14 protein-coding genes and 4 pseudogenes are annotated in these 17,930 nt (G+C 35.8%); 8 read left to right on the top strand and 10 right to left on the bottom strand.

Features of this window, described 5'->3' with window-relative positions:
• The first annotated feature begins 125 nt into the window (after positions 1-125).
• Positions 126-1,343, top strand: coding sequence for an MFS transporter (locus tag ACQVGS_RS08090; protein ID WP_106020130.1), 1,218 nt, complete (start codon positions 126-128; stop codon positions 1,341-1,343).
• A 142-nt stretch (positions 1,344-1,485) separates the two neighbouring features.
• On the opposite strand, the pseudogene ACQVGS_RS08085 reads toward ACQVGS_RS08090, so the two are convergent.
• Positions 1,486-1,658: pseudogene (locus tag ACQVGS_RS08085) on the bottom strand (recombinase family protein); the annotation flags it as partial.
• Positions 1,659-1,698: 40 nt separating this feature from the next.
• Positions 1,699-3,081, bottom strand: a complete 1,383-nt coding sequence (gene pdxR, locus ACQVGS_RS08080; RefSeq protein ID WP_223255299.1) for a MocR-like pyridoxine biosynthesis transcription factor PdxR — start codon at positions 3,079-3,081, stop codon at positions 1,699-1,701.
• A gap of 348 nt (positions 3,082-3,429) precedes the next feature.
• On the opposite strand from pdxR, the gene ACQVGS_RS08075 reads away from it, so the two are divergent.
• Together ACQVGS_RS08075 and ACQVGS_RS08070 are read left to right on the top strand one after the other, a co-directional pair.
• The gene (locus ACQVGS_RS08075; protein ID WP_106020131.1) at positions 3,430-4,128 is read left to right on the top strand and encodes a GNAT family N-acetyltransferase; all 699 of its coding nucleotides are present in this window, start codon (positions 3,430-3,432) and stop codon (positions 4,126-4,128) included.
• A 99-nt stretch (positions 4,129-4,227) separates the two neighbouring features.
• Positions 4,228-4,572, top strand: a pseudogene (locus ACQVGS_RS08070) (GNAT family N-acetyltransferase); the annotation flags it as partial.
• A 250-nt stretch (positions 4,573-4,822) separates the two neighbouring features.
• On the opposite strand, the gene ACQVGS_RS08065 reads toward ACQVGS_RS08070, so the two are convergent.
• From ACQVGS_RS08065 to ACQVGS_RS08050, 4 genes are all read right to left on the bottom strand, one after another.
• Complete coding sequence (locus tag ACQVGS_RS08065) at positions 4,823-5,992, bottom strand: MFS transporter (RefSeq protein ID WP_127696745.1); 1,170 nt, start codon at positions 5,990-5,992, stop codon at positions 4,823-4,825.
• 723 nt (positions 5,993-6,715) lie between these two features.
• Entirely contained in the window at positions 6,716-7,843 is a 1,128-nt protein-coding gene (locus ACQVGS_RS08060) for a response regulator aspartate phosphatase (RefSeq protein ID WP_400153467.1), read from the bottom strand.
• Positions 7,844-8,143: 300 nt separating this feature from the next.
• Entirely contained in the window at positions 8,144-9,181 is a 1,038-nt protein-coding gene (locus ACQVGS_RS08055) for a flavin-containing monooxygenase (RefSeq protein WP_326374636.1), read from the bottom strand.
• Between the two features lie 68 nt (positions 9,182-9,249).
• On the bottom strand, positions 9,250-10,185 hold the full coding sequence (locus tag ACQVGS_RS08050) for a cation diffusion facilitator family transporter (protein WP_400153465.1): 936 nt from the start codon (positions 10,183-10,185) through the stop codon (positions 9,250-9,252).
• Between the two features lie 477 nt (positions 10,186-10,662).
• On the opposite strand from ACQVGS_RS08050, the gene rapE reads away from it, so the two are divergent.
• The 5 genes and pseudogenes from rapE to ACQVGS_RS08025 all read left to right on the top strand — a co-directional run bounded on the left by rapE (position 10,663) and on the right by ACQVGS_RS08025 (position 14,718).
• Positions 10,663-11,790 (top strand): response regulator aspartate phosphatase RapE, encoded by a 1,128-nt coding sequence (rapE, locus tag ACQVGS_RS08045; RefSeq protein ID WP_491831355.1) that lies wholly within the window; start codon positions 10,663-10,665, stop codon positions 11,788-11,790.
• Positions 11,780-11,914, top strand: a complete 135-nt coding sequence (phrE, locus tag ACQVGS_RS08040; RefSeq protein ID WP_106020134.1) for a phosphatase RapE inhibitor PhrE — start codon at positions 11,780-11,782, stop codon at positions 11,912-11,914. The genes rapE and phrE overlap by 11 nt, the downstream gene beginning before the upstream one ends.
• Positions 11,915-12,023: 109 nt before the next feature.
• Positions 12,024-12,437, top strand: coding sequence for a CDI toxin immunity protein (locus ACQVGS_RS08035; RefSeq protein ID WP_420867028.1), 414 nt, complete (start codon positions 12,024-12,026; stop codon positions 12,435-12,437).
• 114 nt (positions 12,438-12,551) lie between these two features.
• Positions 12,552-14,412, top strand: a pseudogene (locus ACQVGS_RS08030) (ribonuclease YeeF family protein).
• Positions 14,413-14,418: 6 nt separating this feature from the next.
• Entirely contained in the window at positions 14,419-14,718 is a 300-nt protein-coding gene (locus ACQVGS_RS08025) for a contact-dependent growth inhibition system immunity protein (RefSeq protein ID WP_254517763.1), read from the top strand.
• Between the two features lie 116 nt (positions 14,719-14,834).
• Here the strand turns inward: ACQVGS_RS08025 and ACQVGS_RS08020 are convergent, their stop codons facing one another.
• From ACQVGS_RS08020 to ACQVGS_RS08005, 4 genes and pseudogenes are all read right to left on the bottom strand, one after another.
• Entirely contained in the window at positions 14,835-15,719 is an 885-nt protein-coding gene (locus ACQVGS_RS08020; RefSeq protein WP_127696742.1) for a DMT family transporter, read from the bottom strand.
• Positions 15,720-16,039: 320 nt separating this feature from the next.
• Positions 16,040-16,231: pseudogene (locus tag ACQVGS_RS08015) on the bottom strand (peptidoglycan-binding domain-containing protein); the annotation flags it as partial.
• Between the two features lie 497 nt (positions 16,232-16,728).
• Positions 16,729-17,085 (bottom strand): hypothetical protein, encoded by a 357-nt coding sequence (locus tag ACQVGS_RS08010; RefSeq protein WP_491831352.1) that lies wholly within the window; start codon positions 17,083-17,085, stop codon positions 16,729-16,731.
• A 149-nt stretch (positions 17,086-17,234) separates the two neighbouring features.
• Positions 17,235-17,771, bottom strand: a complete 537-nt coding sequence (locus tag ACQVGS_RS08005) for an ATP-binding protein (RefSeq protein WP_229150273.1) — start codon at positions 17,769-17,771, stop codon at positions 17,235-17,237.
• Positions 17,772-17,930 lie beyond the last annotated feature (159 nt).

Here is a 17,930-nt window from a genome sequence, read left to right as displayed (position 1 = left end):
TTGATTCTATCAACAAAATATATTATAGTATACCAAAGATATAACTATAGTATACATTCAAACGAAAAAGTTAACTATATTATATCAAACAATCATCTAAAATCATAAAAGGAGCGTTTATAATTATGAAAAAAAAGGGAAACATTTATATAATTTGGAGCATCTTTTCTTTGTTTGTTATATCCATGAGCTTACGTGCTTCCATTACATCAATCTCTCCAGTTTTAAAAACTATTCAGGCAGACTTACAAATGTCTAATGTTTCGGTTAGTTTACTTACAGCCCTCCCAGTTTTTTGTATGGGGGTATTTGCTCCTGTGGCTGCAAAGCTTAGTCAACGATGGGGAATTGAATTGACCATTGCATTTTCAGTCTTATTAATTGGACTAGCAACAGCGTTGCGCTTTATGGCAACCTTCCCTTTTCTATTATTAATGACGGCTGTACTTACCGGAATTGGAATTGCAATAGCCGGTCCACTTATCTCTGGATATATAAAAAAACAATTTCCTAAATATTCATCTTCAATGATTGGTGTTTATTCAGCTGGCATGGGCGTTGGAGCATCTTTAAGTTCTGGGTTGGTAGTGCCCGCTATGCATTCTTTTAATAATTCTTGGAACATCGCTTTAGCAATATGGGCTTTATTCGCTGGAATTGGAATAATTGTTTGGATGCCAATCATTAAAAAATCTAAACTAAAGAAAAGTGTAGAAGGGGAGTCTGTAAAACAAAAAAACCAATTACCTTGGAGAAATCGATATGTATGGCTGCTAATGGTGATTTTTGGCCTACAGTCTGGCATGTATTATTCTTTTGCAACATGGCTAGCTCCAAAAGTACAAGAAGTAGGTTTTAGTGCCACATATGCAGCAACAACTGCTACTGTTTTTTCAATCATACAGATGATTTTCAGCTTCATCATCCCTATTTTAATTAATAATAATCCAAATAGAAAACCTTGGATTATTCTATGTGCTTTATGTTATTTTATCGGGATAATCACGTTAATAGCTGGAAGTATTTCACCCATTATTAGTGCTATTTTGACTGGGATTGGTGCCGGAGGGTTATTTCCAATAGCGATGATCCTTCCTTTAGACGCAACAACTACACCAAGAGATGCTAGTCAATGGACTGCTATGATTCAATTCGGTGGTTACATTATAAGTGGCGCTGTCCCTATACTTGTTGGGGCTGCAAAAGATATAACAAACTCTTATAATTTTGCATTCTTTTTATTACTTTTTATTTCAATCATATTAATGCTATTAACTTTAAAAGTTAGAAAGAAGAAAGAATCTAATTTTCAAATAAATGAGTTGAAAACAACAAGCACGTAATATTTTTAACACTTTAAAAACTACCTGAAATAATAAACCCAGCTTCTATTGTAAAGATGAAGGTGGGTTTATTATTTGGAAAATTACTCAAAACTATGTTATGCACCAACTCGATCTGCGGCAATTTTGAATCCATCCTTATCCTTAAGCAATTCAAAGCCGGACGTTCTAAAAGCTCCCCAAAGCTTCATCGGCATACTTCAGCACATCCTTAGTCCCTGCTTTCTTTATACAGGCCAGGCCTCTATCTGGCTGTCGATGCTTGACCCCTTGATCGCTTGTTTCTCGGTCGATACCTACATATATCACCATCATTCTTTAAGCCAATATGTTTATTACTTACTGTTCTCCCTCTTCATGGGATGCAGCTAGCGAGTAATCTTACTCCATTTTCAATTTCTTCAATTGATAATCCACCAAATCCCAACATGATATAGGAATCATTTTCGGGGTTTGGATTAAGCCAAAACCTTGACGGAGAATATACTTTGACACCTTTTTGGAAACCAGCTTCGATCAACTCGAAGGCTGTTACGCCTTTTAGTTTCAATAAGATATGTAAGCCTGACTTTTCTCCAACAATTTTTACTTGATTGCTCATATACTGTTCAATGCTCCTTAACAGAGTCTGATGTTTTCTTTGATAAATCTTGCGCATTCTTCGTATATGCCTCTCAAATTCCCCGGATTGCATAAACATGGCCATAGCCCTCTGAATAATAGGAGAAGCAGATTGCTTGTAAGCTGCGAACTTTCGTGAATATTGAACCATTAGAGAGGATGGAAATACAATATAACTTAATCGAGCTGAAGGTAGAAATGATTTAGAAAATGTACCTAAATAAATAACCCTTTCCTCTTCATCCAATGATTTCAGTGAAGGAATCGGCTGTCCCCTGTATCGAAACTCGCTGTCATAATCATCCTCAATAATGTATGCCCCAGTTTGATAAGCCCATTTTAGTAAACGCATTCTTTTCGATATGGACATAATCATACCAAATGGAAATTGGTGAGAAGGCGTTAAATACACTGCTTTTGCCTTGCTCATTTGAATATGCTCCATTGACAATCCGTCCTTCTCAAGAGGCACTGGTTCAATTTGGCATCCTTGGTCTTTTAAGACTGATCGAACTCCACTGTAACCGGGTTCTTCCATGGCCACGGTTTTTTCCTGAAGTGCTAAAAGACGGCAGATTAACGCCATGGAGGCTTGTGTTCCGGCCGTTACAAGAATCTGTTCCGGTGTAGAGCGTACACCTCTGGATTGAAGCAGATAGTTTGAAATCTCTCTCCTCAATGCAAAGTCACCCTGATTTTCTCCATAATGAAATACTTGATCAACTGCGTCTGACAGACATTTTTTCCACTGCTTCAAGGGAAACTTCTCCAGATCGATGTTTCCATATTTAAAATCCACAAGGACCTCGCTTGATTGTTTACTTTCCAACCTAATAGGATGTTCCACAACAATCGGATGTAGTAAAGGTTTCTCAATCTCAGCTACCCATATTCCACTTTTAGGGACACTTTCTAGGTATCCCTCTGATTGTAGCTGCTGATATGCTGTCTCAACCGTGTTTCGGCTAACCTTTAAATGAGCCGTTAGCTGACGAATTGATGGCATCTTCATTCCTGGCAAGAGCCTACCTTCCTCAATTTCATTCTTAATCCAATGATACAATTGACTATATAACGGCTCAGACGACTCCCTATGTAAAAATGGGGTAATTTCCACTGTTAACCCTCCATCTGTCCCTATTGTTTTTTTAAATTCTGTCACTTTTATTAGGTACAGAAATTCTCTAAAATGATTTTATCATTTATAAAGAAAGTTGGGATAAAAAAATGCATAATATCCGCCAATAAAATTAGTATGTACAGATAATAAGAGGATTGATTTTACTCAGATACGATCGGTTAAATTGTTTGGATTATTCTTGAACTAGGTACTTTATTGGGAGAATTCTTACGCTGATGGAATCCCCAAAAGTTAGAGAAATCAATCTTATTAAACATTCAATGTAATATTAACAAGCATAAGTTCCCTACTTCGTGGGTTGATCTAAGAAAGGATATGTTAAGTATGCAAATTAACCAATTTGGACAAAAAATCGGTGAGCCAGTTGAGGGCTATCAGCATCCACTAGTTCCAACAAGAAACACAATAGCAGGAAAATACTGTACGTTAGAAAAGGTATCAATGAAGCATTTTGATGATCTGTACAAAATTGTTTATGGACCCGAGAGTGACGATAAACAATGGACCTATCTGCCAACCGAAAAATTTACAAGTGAAAAGGAATTCGAAATTTTCTTATCAAAATTAATAAAATCAGAAGACCCTTTTTACTATGCAATAGTTGACAATGACAGTAACGAAGCACTGGGCTCTTTTTCACTAATGAGGATCAATATCGAAAATAGTTCAGTGGAAGTTGGACATGTAATATACTCTGAAAGACTAAAAAAAACTAGAATTGCTACTGAAGCACAGTTTCTACTGGCGCGTTACGTATTCGAAGAGCTGCACTATAGACGTTATGAATGGAAATGTGATAGTTTAAACGATCCTTCTAGAAAGGCAGCTCTAAGATTGGGATTTCAATATGAAGGAACTTTTAGGCAAGCACTTGTATACAAACAAAGAAATAGAGATACAGCTTGGTTTTCGATAATTGATAAAGAATGGCCCAATATAAAAAATCGGTTCGAAAAGTGGCTTTTGGAAAGCAATTTTGATGAATATGGAAATCAAATTTCAAAACTAGACAACCAGTTTTGAAACGAGAAATTTCTTTATCCATTTTTATGATGTTTCAAAACAGATCCGCGGCTTTTTGCTCTCGAAGTTTTTTCATGGCCACCGGGCGTTGCAAGTGGGACTTCCCCTACAGATTTGACTCCACCAACCGTGGCAGAAATCGGTAGCACCTGGTATGGAGCTTCATTTCAACGTACTGGTGTTAATACAGAGTGCAAGCTTCTGATGCTTGCACATGCATTTGATTCGTGGAATACTATCAGAGTCACACTGAAAACTGACGCTCGTAACATACGTTCACGTTCTGCTGTACAAAGTCTTGGTGCTACTTTTGAAGGCATTCGCAGGGCACATCTCCCTGCAAGTAATGGTAGCATTAGGGATACAGCTTACTTTTCAATCATTGCCAAGGAATGGCCTGCTGTCCGCACAAATCTCAAAGATCGGCTTGAAAAATATAACTGAGTAAAGCGAACGAGAATCAGAGTGTAATGAACATAAGCCTGAGCCTCTAGTTGAACAGGAATCCGGCTTTAATGAAAAGTGGCTTAGCGTGACAGGAAATTTGACTTTTTTAGTTTGAAGTTAAGCTTTGTGCAAAAAATCCATGTTTCCTAATGTCACTTTTGATATTTTAGGATTTGGAAATAAAAACAATCCTATGACCCCTTATACATGTATCTCGGCTGAACCCCAAATAGACTTTGTTCCGTGGTCATGTATCTGTTGAAAAAGCTGAATCTTTTTTGGCTTCTTGTACCTTTTGGGTACTAAGCACAAAACTTACGATTGCTGCAACGCTACAAACATATGGAAGTGAAGAATATCCCCAATTAGATATGACATAACCCCCAATCATTGAACCAATGGTAATACCAATATACAGAGCTGTATTATTCCATGCCATAACAATTCCTCGTTCTTTTGGATATTCCACTGCTAATCTTGCTTGGTATGATGTAAATCCTGCATACCCAACTAAAGCCCATATAAAAAGAAAGAAATAAATCCAATCGCCAGATGAGAAGAATATCCCTAAACAAATGAGTATTAAAATTAACAAAATTAGCGTAACCTTCGAAATTTTCTCTTCTCCAAATTTATCTGTTAATTGCCCACTTGTAAGGCTCCCTAAAACAGCACCGACACCATAAAAAGCAACAGCTAATGCGATTTCTGATGACGAGAATTTATTTTTAGAGTAAAGAGCTGCACCTAAATAAACATAAAGGGTATACATTGAAATCGCCCAAATGGTAGTAACACTTACAGAACCAAGTATTCTTAGCAGATTTCCTTCTAACAGGTTTCTTGTTAAACCATTTTTAGGAATAGATTCCCATGTTTTAAAATTCACTGCCGCCAATACGGCTCCTATGATTGCCATTACAACAAATACTGAGCGCCATCCAAGAAAATGCTCTAATAACGTACCGATTGGCGCTCCTGCCCAAAGAGCCGTCAAGTGTCCTGAGACAACAATCGAAAGCCATGTTCCTCTTCGGTTAGGCGGGGCAGTATCTCCAATGATTGCGTATATCAAAGGAGTGATTGAAGCAACGGATAAACCAGCTAAAATACGGCTAACAATCAACCATAAAAATGAAGGAGAAAATGCAGTTAGCATATTAGAAATAGCGAACAGCAATAAGCCAAATGTAATCAATGTTCTCCGTTCTTTGATATCTGAAAGCCAACCGAAGCAAGGAGCCGAAAAAGCATATGTAACTGCAAAAACAGTTACCATCCATCCAGTGGTTGATGCACTAACTTTATATACTTCCGAAATAAACGGTAATAATGGGGATACCACAAATAAATCAGTACCCATTAGAAACAAAGTTATCCAACCAACGCTTAAACTTATCCTCCCTTGCAACTTCATATAATCCCCCATATGAAAAAATATTTTTACATGTATATTCTCTAGGGGGCATAAAAGAACTTTATGTAAGTGGTACACCCCCATAAAATGAGACAAATAAAAACACCGATAGTTTGAAACAACCAGTGTTTTCTCGGACAATTACTTCGGCCATTAGGTCCTAAGTAATTTTGAAGTCATTCATTACATCTTTTTACACAGTTTTATATTTTATGCACAAAAATGGGTACAAGTTCAGCAATCATCCAAAATAGAAATAAAAGGTCTGATCAACTTTCTCTTTATGCATAACTTGTTCTGCAGCAATTTTAAAATCACTTTTGAAGCACTGTCTTCATCTACGAAGTGAGTTTTTAATGAGCTAATCCTCAAAACCACTTAATTCACCATCGAGAGATTTTCCATGAGAACTAAAAAGTTATTGCGGTCTCACCGAAAATTTAAATTGCGGTGCCCTATTGCCTTTTTCTCTCCCCAAAAGTAAAGGTTATTCCTCAAGGATTTAAAGGGGGGATACTAATTATATCGCATTTGATTCCATTGTTTCTGTTGATATCAAATAAAAAAACCTCCATTTCTGAAGGAGGTTGAATGTAATATTATCAAGTTTGAAAACGATCAGAGGCAATATGAAATGTGTTTTGAGTTTGATTTTCTGTTAAGTTGGATCCGAAACTACACACTAAAACAAGTGACAAACCCAGGATTAGGCATACCTTCTTTTTAAAAGTCATACAGGCATTCTCCCCTTTGAATTTGTGTTTGAGTCTCAAGCATTTTCTGATGATATACATAGGATGTTTCAAATTCTTTTGAGTTTGCGTAAGCAGCTGCGGTCTCACAGGCAATGTCTTCAATATATGAATAGTTCTTATTTTTTTCTAAGTATTCTATTGTTTTATTAACACCTTGTTGGTCCACTGCATCGACATAAAGAGCTTTTAAATATCCCTGTAATTTTGCGAAAAGCTCATCACCTTGATAAAGAGCTGCTGACAAACCTTTCTTACTTACTTGGATAGCCTCATTCATTTTTCCTTGTTTAAAAAGGATTTTTGCATAAGAAAATAAAGAATGTGGCAAGTTTGTGAGCTTTTCTTTTTCTGTAATCTCCACTGCTTGCTTTATGTATACTTCCGCCTGCTCGTAATCACCACTATCAGCAAAATTAGTGCCTAAATTATATAGTGCAGAACTAATCAACCTTTTGTTATTCAATTCCCTAGATAACTCTAATGCCTTTTCAAGATGCGGCTGACTTTTTTCGTAATGTTTAAAATCAGTATAATTCCCTGAAATAACAAACATACATTGAACTTTTCGCACCTTATAAAGTTCATATTGATTATAAATATCCAATGCTTGTTTAACGTGATGCATAGACACATGACTTTGCTTCATACCATAATATGCTTCAGCTAACTTAAAATAAAACTCTGCCCTTTCGATCTCATCAGGGACATGTATAAGCTGCTTTTCAGCTTCTCTATAATAGTAAATAGCTTTCATGTATTGCTTCTTATCAAACTCGTACATCCCTCTGAAAAACAGAGAATAATACGACAAAAGACCAGATATGCCTTTATTTGAAGTCTCAATTTTTTCAAGAAGTTCGTCAATAGTTGGTCTTATACGTGTTGTTACGGGTTCCAAATAATCTAACATGAGTTGATGACGGAATTTCATTAGGGAGAAGTAAATGAGTAAATACTCATCTTCCTCCATCCGTTGGATTTCTTGCTCCACCTCTGCCTTTAAAATCTCTGCATCCGGGACACTAAATTGACGTATCATTTTATACCATTCATTGATCTTTACGCCAACTTCTGACGATGATAAAACCGGATTCACAGGACCCCTCCTTTTATGTCTTTTTATGTAATATTCTAACATTTCAAAAAAGTGTTTGAACCGCAAAAAAACCGCAAACTTTTTCTTCGGTACCTTTGATATGATTAACCAAGATAATTTTAGGCTCGTTTCTCTCCTCTTACATTATTGAACATAAAAATATGAGTATGTCTTGAAGAGATTTCTTCGCTTCTTTGTTCTAATTTCTTAAATATAAAAGAGAAGGCACATCTCTGCTTCCTAAACTTATTCCCACAAAAAATAGGAGCAGTTCACATGTTAGTTACTGCTCTACATAGTTTATTCCCCGTTAATTCGTTTTACAATGTATTCAGCATCATTTCCTACGCCTTGAAGCAATGCTGAACCTCGCCTATGCTGCCAAGGCAAACCTATAAAGTACAATCCTTCTACAGGTGAAACACCTCTATGATGTATGATTCGGCCTTCTTTATTCAAAACACCTTTTATATTTATCCATTTAAGGGGATTCCTAAAACCTGTAGCCCAAATAATATTGTTTACTTCTAATGAAGATGAATCTTTAAAAATGATTTCATTTTGCTTTCCAGCTACGACTCTTGTTTTTAACATAATCTCCCTCTGTTTTATTGCATGTTTTAATTCATACCCAAATATTGAATCATCTTTCTTTTGAATGAATTTGCCTAATATCGATGTATGACTTGCATGTAAAACTCCTAATTTATCAAACCACCAAAAGATGCTTCTTTTTCCGATCAATAAAGGCAAATAAACAAGTTTATTACTACAGGCTAAATATGTAACTCTTTCTTTGGATAATTCAACAGCTATCTGCGCACCACTATTCCCCCCACCAACTACTAGTACATTTCCATGTACCAATTGTTTTGAATTCTTATATTGTGACGAGTGTAGTTGATTAATATTATCAGCTAAATCTTTTGATATTGATGGAATATTAGGGGTATGAAAAGGACCTGTAGCAATGACAAGATTCTTTGATTGATATTCTCCCTGATTTGTTTTTATTAAGAAATAATTCTTTGATTTTAGAACACTTATTACATCTGTCTGTAATTGGATTGGAATATCAAATCTTTCAACATATTTCTTTAGATAAGCTACAATTTCATCTTTTGAAGGAAATCCGTTTTTTTCTCCTTCAAGATGCATCTCAGGCAAAGAGCTATACATTCGAGAAGTAAATAAAACCAATGAGTCATACCGTTCTGTCCAGCTCTCCCCAACCCCCTGACTTTTATCCAAAATGATAAACTTTTGGTCGGTCTGCTTAAGATAATATCCTATTGAGACTCCTGCTTGACCAGCTCCAATTACTATCGTGTCATACATATTAAGCCTCCCACTAATTTTATTCATACGAGAGATAGACTAAAACTGAACCTCATCAGATAAAAATTTTAATGATGATGGTAGTCATGCGGCTTCTCAATTGTGGCCTGACAAAGGATCGCATTGTCATGATTATGTGCTTCTGTTTCCATTTGAATGGTTACATGCGTAATGCCTTTATGCTCAAGCTCATGTTCAATTTTGCGTAAAATATTTTCACTTTCTGAAATGGTCAGCTGATCGTCAACCACAGCGTGGCAAGAAAGAGCATTTAATCCACTTGTGATAGACCATATGTGTAAATCATGAATGTTTTGAATTCCCTCTGTCTCTTCAATTGCACGAATGATGTCAGTGACATCAATATGTTCTGGAGTTCCTTCCATTAATATGTGAATGGAACTTTTAGTCACATTGTAACCACTTCTTAGAACAAGAATAGCCACAATCATACTAGCCAATGGGTCTGCCCAGTCCCATCCAAAGAAGATGATAAGTATGGCAGCTAGAATGGCACCTACAGAGCCGAGCATATCGCTTATCACATGCAAATAAGCTCCTCTTATGTTCAGATTATTCTTTGTATCTCCGCCACTCATCATAATCCATGCGACTAATATATTCACAACTAACCCGATAATACTAATCGTAAGCATGCCAGTTGTTGCTACTTCTGGTGGGTTAGAGAAACGTTCGATTGCTTCATAAATGATATAAAGAGAAATAAGAATTAATGCAACACCGTTTATCACAGCAGCAAGAATCTCAAATCGTTTATAGCCGAATGTCTTATTGTGATTTGCCTTTTTTTCAGCTAATGTAAAAGCAATCAAGGCAACCATTAATGAAATTGAATCACTCAGCATATGGCCTGCATCTGATAAAAGCGCCAGACTATTTGTTAAAAATCCACCTATGGCTTCTATCATCATATAACCTGTAATCATGATAAAAGAGATCAATAAGACCTTTTTATTAGCTCCCGTAGTATGATTGTGACCCATAAAAATCTCCTCCTTAACGAAAGTTTCTTGATTCATATGCTTTATTATTTCTTATCTTTTATTGAGCATTCTAACCTGACACTAGAAATATCAATATATGATTACGTGCTCATATAAGAATATATATGCTCTTTACTGAAACGTCAAAATATTTATTATAAAAATTCCAATACAGGTTCTTTTGTATTCAAATAAAATCAATTGATGCTTTTCTTAAAAATACTATTGCAACTTGATAACAACACCACGACGACTATCTGATAAGCAAAAAAAGAGGAGCAAACACAAGGTTTACTCCTCTAACAGTCCCAACCCGTCACTTTCTACGTAGCATATAATCAAGATTCTTAATACCAAGGCAAAAAGTTATTGCGGTCTCACCGAAAATTTAAATTGCGGTGCCCTATTGCCTTTTTCTGCGAACGAGAACTTGTTAATATTTACATTACTAGTAGAGTTAAGGGAAGGGTGAATATCTTGATATCAATCACATCAGCTGAAGTGGGAATGAAGATTAATGAATGGCATAGGCATATTCAAAAATTCAACGTAACTGATGCTGAAATGTTAAAAGCTGAAATCGAACGTGATATAGAGGTTATGGAAGAAGATCAAGACTTGCTTATTTATTATCAACTAATGGCCTTTCGACATAAAATCATGCTGGAGTATACGCTGCCATCTGATGAGAATCGAATGGAATTTTCAGAATATTTGAAGAAAATCGAAGGATATAAGAAAAAACTGGACAATATGCGGGCATATTATTATAACTTCTTCCGCGGGATGTATGAGTTTAGAAACGGTAAATACACAAAGGCCATTACATATTACAAAAAAGCTGAACGCAAAATTCCAACGATCTCCGACAAGATTGAAAAAGCTGAGTTTTATTTTAAGTTATCCGAAGTCTATTATCATATGAAAATGACTCACATCTCAATGCACTACGCTGAACTTTCATACAATATCTATAAAAAACATGAACTTTATTCTGTTCGGCGTATTCAGTGCCATTTTGTCATTGCCGGTAACTACGATGACCTTGAAAATCATGAAAAAGCTCTCCCTCACCTTCAAGAAGCTTTAAAAGGTGCTGAGCTGCTTAAAAGTAAAAATACTCATATCTATGCCACTGCGTTTTTCAATCTCGGCAATTGCTATCACAAAATGGACAACTTAAATAAGGCTGCTCGTTACATCGAACAAGCCTTGGTTCAATACAGAAAAATTAACTCTGACGTACTTCCGCAAGCTTATCATGACCTAGCGTTGATTTATTTTAAACAAGGCAAAAAAGAACAAGCAATGGATTGCTTCCGCAAAGGGATCAGAAGTGCTGTAGATTTTAAAGACGAACTTTTTATGAACTTATTTGAAGCATTAGACGTTCTTTATATAAGAAATGGCGATACACCTAAACTCCTCAACATTTTTTCTCGTTTAGAGAACGGCAAAGGATACCCTTATCTGGAAGAAATGGCATTGTTAGGAGGAAACCTTTTCGATTATAATGGAAAAATAGAGGATAGTATCATCTGTTTCAAGAAGATGGTATATGCTCAAAAGCAAATATCGAAAGGGGAATGCATGTATGAAATCTAAATTGTTTATCAGTTTATCCGCCGTTTTAATTGGACTTGCCTTTTTCGGAACTATGTCTAATGGCGAAATGAAGGAAGCATCCCGGAATGTAACTCTAGCACCTACTCATGAATTCCTTGTTTGAATCGATAAACAACATTAGTTCTGATTCCCTTTAGCCGTTTCATAACGGCTTTTTCTTATTTCTGATACTGAAAAAATCCATCATACATAAAGCTTTTGAGGTGAAAATTTTGGACTTATTTGATGAATGCTTAGAAGCTCTAGGGAAAAACAAAGAAATCTTATCAGAAGAATTAACGGCAAAATATTATGAACTGCTTTCAAACTGTTTTCCCTTTACATCTTGGGGACGAATCAAGTGGGAAGAAGTTTGTTGTCACCAATTTATAGATTACGAGGAAGAGATTTACGATTGGCTAGCTAAACACCATTTTAAAGATAGGAACATTATTATCCTTTGGGGTTACGGAGAACAGCCAGCATTAAAAACCAGTCTTGAGCATGCATTAAACGTAATTGATGATGTAACTGCCGTTGGATCAGATACTTTTCTGTTTAGTGAATCTGGCTACGTTATCGAATTTTTTCATGATGGCGATGTTACAATTGGAAAGTCCCCTTTCATTGAAACGATTGGTAAATAGGTAAAATAGCACAGATCGAATGATTCATTCCCAACCTTTGATCCACATAACAGTTAGTTTCATCATTCTTCCATGGTAATATTTTGTTATATGATTAAATGAGAGGGTATGATTATGAAAGTCTTTGAAGCTAAAACACTTATGTCTGAAGCTACAGACCGCGCCAAAGAATATAAAGAACTAAGGACGCAAATGGTCAACTTGAGAAAAGCTTTACAAAGCGTCGCTGAACTGGATGACAGCGAATTCTCAGGTAAAGGCGCTAATAACATTAAAGCATTCTATCACGATCATGTTGGTGTCACTGATCAATGGATCGACTACATTGACATGAAGATCGCGTTTTTTAATAGCATTGCCGGAGCTGTCGAGGACAAGGGCCTCTCTGATGCTTATATTGAAGAGTCTTTTTTAGAACATGAACTGGCTAACGCCCATAAAAAATCAAAGTCAATCATGTCTGAACAGAAAAAAGCTATGAAAGATATTCTAAACGATATCAACGACATCCTCCCGCTCGACTTGTTTTCAACAGAAACCTTAAAGGATGAGCTTGCAGATGCCAATGATAAACGCAAAAAACAAACTAGGTGACCTTGACGAAGATTTACTGACAGAATATGCTATGTCGGAACCAAATGAACAATTCATCAAGTCAGATTTCCAAAAGCTCCAAGAAGCAACGGGAAAAGGCAAAAATGCTACACCCATCCACTACAACGCTAGGGCGTACCGTGAAAGCGACATACATAAGAAAAAAGGCGATATTGAGAAACAGACTGAAGCCTATTTGAAGATTAAGAAAGAAGAAGCGAAGGAACGTGAGATAAAAGACTTAAAGAAAAAGCTTGCGAATGGTGTCTCAGATCCGGATGAGTATTTAGAAATTGCGAAGAAGATCGGGTATGAGAACCTTGAGCCTGCACAGTTACAGTATGTAGTGCAGCTAGAACAAGCAAAACAGTTGAAGTCCGTCGGTGAAAGTGTAATCAATGCTGGTAAGACAGCATTTGATATCATCGATGGTGTTAATGATGGGATTAACGATACGATTGACGATACGATATATGGCATCAAAGACTTGGTTGTAGGAGCCTGGGAATATTCACAGCTTCCTATGGAACTAAAACTTACAAAAACAATTACAACAGTCTTAAGCGTTCCTTCCTATCCAAAAATAATCTGGACAAACATCGCCGATTCATGGAATGATAAAATGATAAATGGTGATGCATACACAAGAGCACATTATATCAGTTATGCGGTCGGTAATATCGTTGGTCCAAAAGGTGCAGGTACTGCAGTGCAAACCACTACTAAGCTCTCAAAAGTAGGTAAAGTGGTTGAAGGTGGAACAGCTGCTGCTCATGTCAATAAAGGGATAAACAAAGGCAAAACTTACATCGATTCTATTATTAGAAATAAGAATGATCTTGCACTTGTGGGGATTGCCCAAGACATCGACAATACATATAATGCAAAGAATACGCCTTTATTAAAAAGGATTATTGAAGATAAAAAAGAGAGTGTACTTAGAAAATCTGAGACTCCTACCGATATCGGTATAGGTAATGTCAAACAAGGTGATAGTACCCCTCTCGCACCTGGCGGAGGATTAGCTGCTCATGAAGCAAAAGGCGGGCATCTAATTGATAGACATATCGGTAAGACTGATGAAGAGTTATTACAGAGGCTACAGAAAAACAACAAGATACGTGCCTCTTCTAGTTTCACTGATAGGCCAACTGCAGAAAGAGTCGCTAATCAAACTTTAACTAAATATAAAAAGGAAATTGAAGAGTGGTTAAATAGTGATATTGACGATACATTACCGTTGCCTTATAGGGGAACCGAAGTTATAGGTAGAGGAGTTCGTAAAGGTTCAAATGAAGTTAAAGATATGACTAACGCTAGAATAGTATTAAGGAAAAATGAAGATGGTAGCTTTATACTAACAGGCTACCCAACGAGGTGATATATAATGATTGAAATTAAAGTTTCTGATCCTGTATTTAGATTTCTCGGTGGACATTTCCACCAAGATATAGAGTCTCCGGAAAATGCCCTTGATAAATATTTAAATGAAGCATCACAAAAACTAAAAGAAAGAGATTTAATAGCACTAACTGAGTTTGTAAATAGTGATTATTCAGAAGAAGACAAGAATGAATTTATAGAAGAAGCAGCTGATGGTATATACTTTCCTGAAGATGATATAACTCCATTAGAATGGCTTAAGCAAGTCATTGAACAAATTAAAGAACACCTTAAAACAATATAGTTAGAAAAGGAGCCCCTCTTTTTAAGAAGGGCTTCTTTTAATTATTTTCAATAAGTCTTCAAGTTTTGCTTTAGTATCAGGTCCATAAATGTCGTCCTGAGTAACCCAAACATAGGCTAAAATCGTTTGACACACTCTTGTGTTCTGCGAAATCTTAATTCACTAGCAAAAGTAGAACCTAATAAAAGAATTCCACCCATAATTTGTAATAACGTGAATTGCTCTTGTAATATTAGACCAGAAATGAGAATAGCAACAAATGGGTCAACATAACTTAACACAGCTATGCTCTGACCTTTTAATTTTTCCATGCCAGAGAAAAACAACCAGAACCCTATTCCTGTGTTTACAATCCCCAGAAAGATTATAAAAGGAATTGATGATGATGATACACTTAGCATGTTAAGTCCTTCTGTAATAAGGACATATGGTAGAAGAATTAAAGCTGTGACCAACAGTTGGATAATGGTTACTTCCAGCCGATTCATCTCTTTAATAAACTTATTTAACAACATTAACGCAGCATAAAATGCAGCTGCAATTAACCCCAAAATAATCCCAATTAAATCCTCTCTTCCGGATGCACTAACACCATTTCCGACAATGAACATCATCCCTAATACTGCTACGAAGATACATATCACTTTTTTAAAAGAGAGTTTTTCCTTTAAAAAAATAGGTGAAAGTAACATCACAAAAACAGGTGCAAAATAATAACCTAACGTGGCATTCGTTAGTGTTGTATACTCATAGGATTGATAAAGAAATATCCAATTTCCTCCCAAAGCAATGCCCGATAAAAAAAGAAATATCCCACAACTTTTTATTTTTTTCCAGGAGAAGCTTTTTCTCTTATTAATAAACACAAGTGTTAAAAAGAGAAAACCAATTGAGCTACTTAAAAACGCTGTTTCACTCGAAGATAAGTCAATGTATCTCACAACTAAACCAATTGTACCAAAAATAATCATTGATAATATAAACTGTATGCTAGATTTCATTTTCTACTCCTTCGAATCTGCGAAACAGCTTATATTTCGCAGATTCTTAATCTGTTTTAAATATAAGCGTGTTTATGAGCAGAAACGGTGGTGGTGGAGAAGTAGCAAGTCTAACACTCGGATTTGTCATTGAATTTGATAATGGCATAAATAAACCAACCTCCAGTTTTTTTGGTTAGATAAGTATATAATAAAAATATTTGGATGTATATTAAGAATTTTTGGATATAAAGGTTGTAATGGCTAATGGCAAAAGTCACTCAACCAAAATTGTGCTATTTAAAAGGATAAGGAGCTGTTTTATTATACTTAGAGCTTGTTCAGTTCCTCTTTGATAGAGCTTCAAGTTTGGCTTTAGTCTTAGGTCCATAAATTCCATCAGCAGATAGTCCATGCATCGACTGAAATCGTCTAACTGCATCTGCTGTTTTCGGTCCATATACGCCGTCGATACCGTTATTCTTCGCTCCTTTATCTGGGTAGAAATAAAGAGCCGCAAGTGATTTTTGAATCCCTTACAAACCCTTACGTGGCAAGGGTTTTTGTTGTTTTTCTCATTTATATTTTCATTTATGTTTCTTTTACATTTTCATATATAAAAATGAAGTGTCCTGATTACATAAGGTGCGTTTATTGTGAAGAGAACCATTGAATTTTTTTAAGTTTGACAGGGAGCCTACTGGGTGTTGTAGCATCTATTCTAGCTCTAGGTATCGCCTATTTAGATTTATTTTTTCATTTGATCAGATACTTTGATATGACAAGCGACCTTCTTGTTGGGGCATGGGGGTCTTTGATCTTTTCATGTATTGGGTTTACGGCTTCAATTGTTGTCTTATTCAAACGACTGGTTTTACTTAATACCAGTATACTTATGATCATCCCTGGAATCATGGTAATTGTAAGGAAAGGAAAAACTGCTCCTAAATCTGTTTAAATTTGAACACAAAAGAACCGCGACTGGCGGTTCTTTTATTGTATATTCCTGTTTAAATATACTGATTCATTATCATTGGACAGTACCATAATCAAAATCAATATCTTTCTTGTCTAAATCCCCCTTAAAATTTTTAGCATAGGTCATGGTTAAATGTACGCTTTTATCTATCCACCAAGTTCCATCATCTGTATTCGTATCCCAAGTAACATCTATATCCCTGCCCAAATTCTCAAAAAACACCAAATTTCCAACAGCTACTGTTTTTCCGTTGATCTTGTAATATATTAAAACAATTTTCTTATCGAATATACCTGTCCCGTGCTTTACGATTGTTAAACTGTAAGGCTTATTAGGACATTGCTGTTCAAGTATAACTTTAGGATTTAAAAATAAAACATAACAAATGAATAGAATTGGTACAATCATTAACCTTTTTAAGAATTTTTTATTGATATTTAACCCCTCCAACAGCATACTGATAGCGGTATAAAAAAACGTGATCCGTAAAATGAATTACTGGAACTTTCTTTGATTTTTAAATTTATTTTCTTATGCAGCTATCGCTATCCGTTAGTTTAATTAGAATTCAGATAATCCAAGACACGGTCAACTCTTTCATTGACTGAGTGATCGCCTTCAATCTTTAGCACTGGACAAGATAAATCTTCCATCCAATGTTCATGCAAAGCTTTACTTCTAACTTCCATTCCAGCATTATCATATAAAGAAGCCCACTCTAAAAATGCTTTTGATTGTTCATATTTACTGCCACCGGCTAACACTTCATTTCCATAACGCTGAAATTCCCTATGCCTTAATCTCTCAAGCCGTATTTCTTGTGGAATCCATAAGAAGACGACAAGGTCAAAATAACTTTTTAGATTATCGCCCCAGCCACACACTGCACCAGAAAGAATCCATTTCTCATTTATTGTTAAGTCTTTTTCAAGCAACTTTCTTCTTTCAGAAATTTCTCTTTTTTTAGTGAATTTATCTAACCAATAGTAATTATCAGTATCAAGATGCGTATGAGGCAAACGCTTTGATAATGCAACACCCAATGTTGAAGTTCCGACACCAGAGGCTCCCAATATGTGAATATTTATTTTCATACTTCCCCCTCCTTATTAATCAACCAAACTCCCTGTTTGTTGCATAAGGCACATACTATTATTTTGACATAAATTCCTAAAGACCTTTACTTTTCTAGAGAAATCCAGATGTGTGTTAAAATTATCATTCTTACGAAAACAGCCATTATTAAACGGATT

This window comes from Bacillus sp. SD127, assembly GCF_058566445.1.
This window is presented reverse-complemented; position numbering and strand designations above follow the sequence as displayed.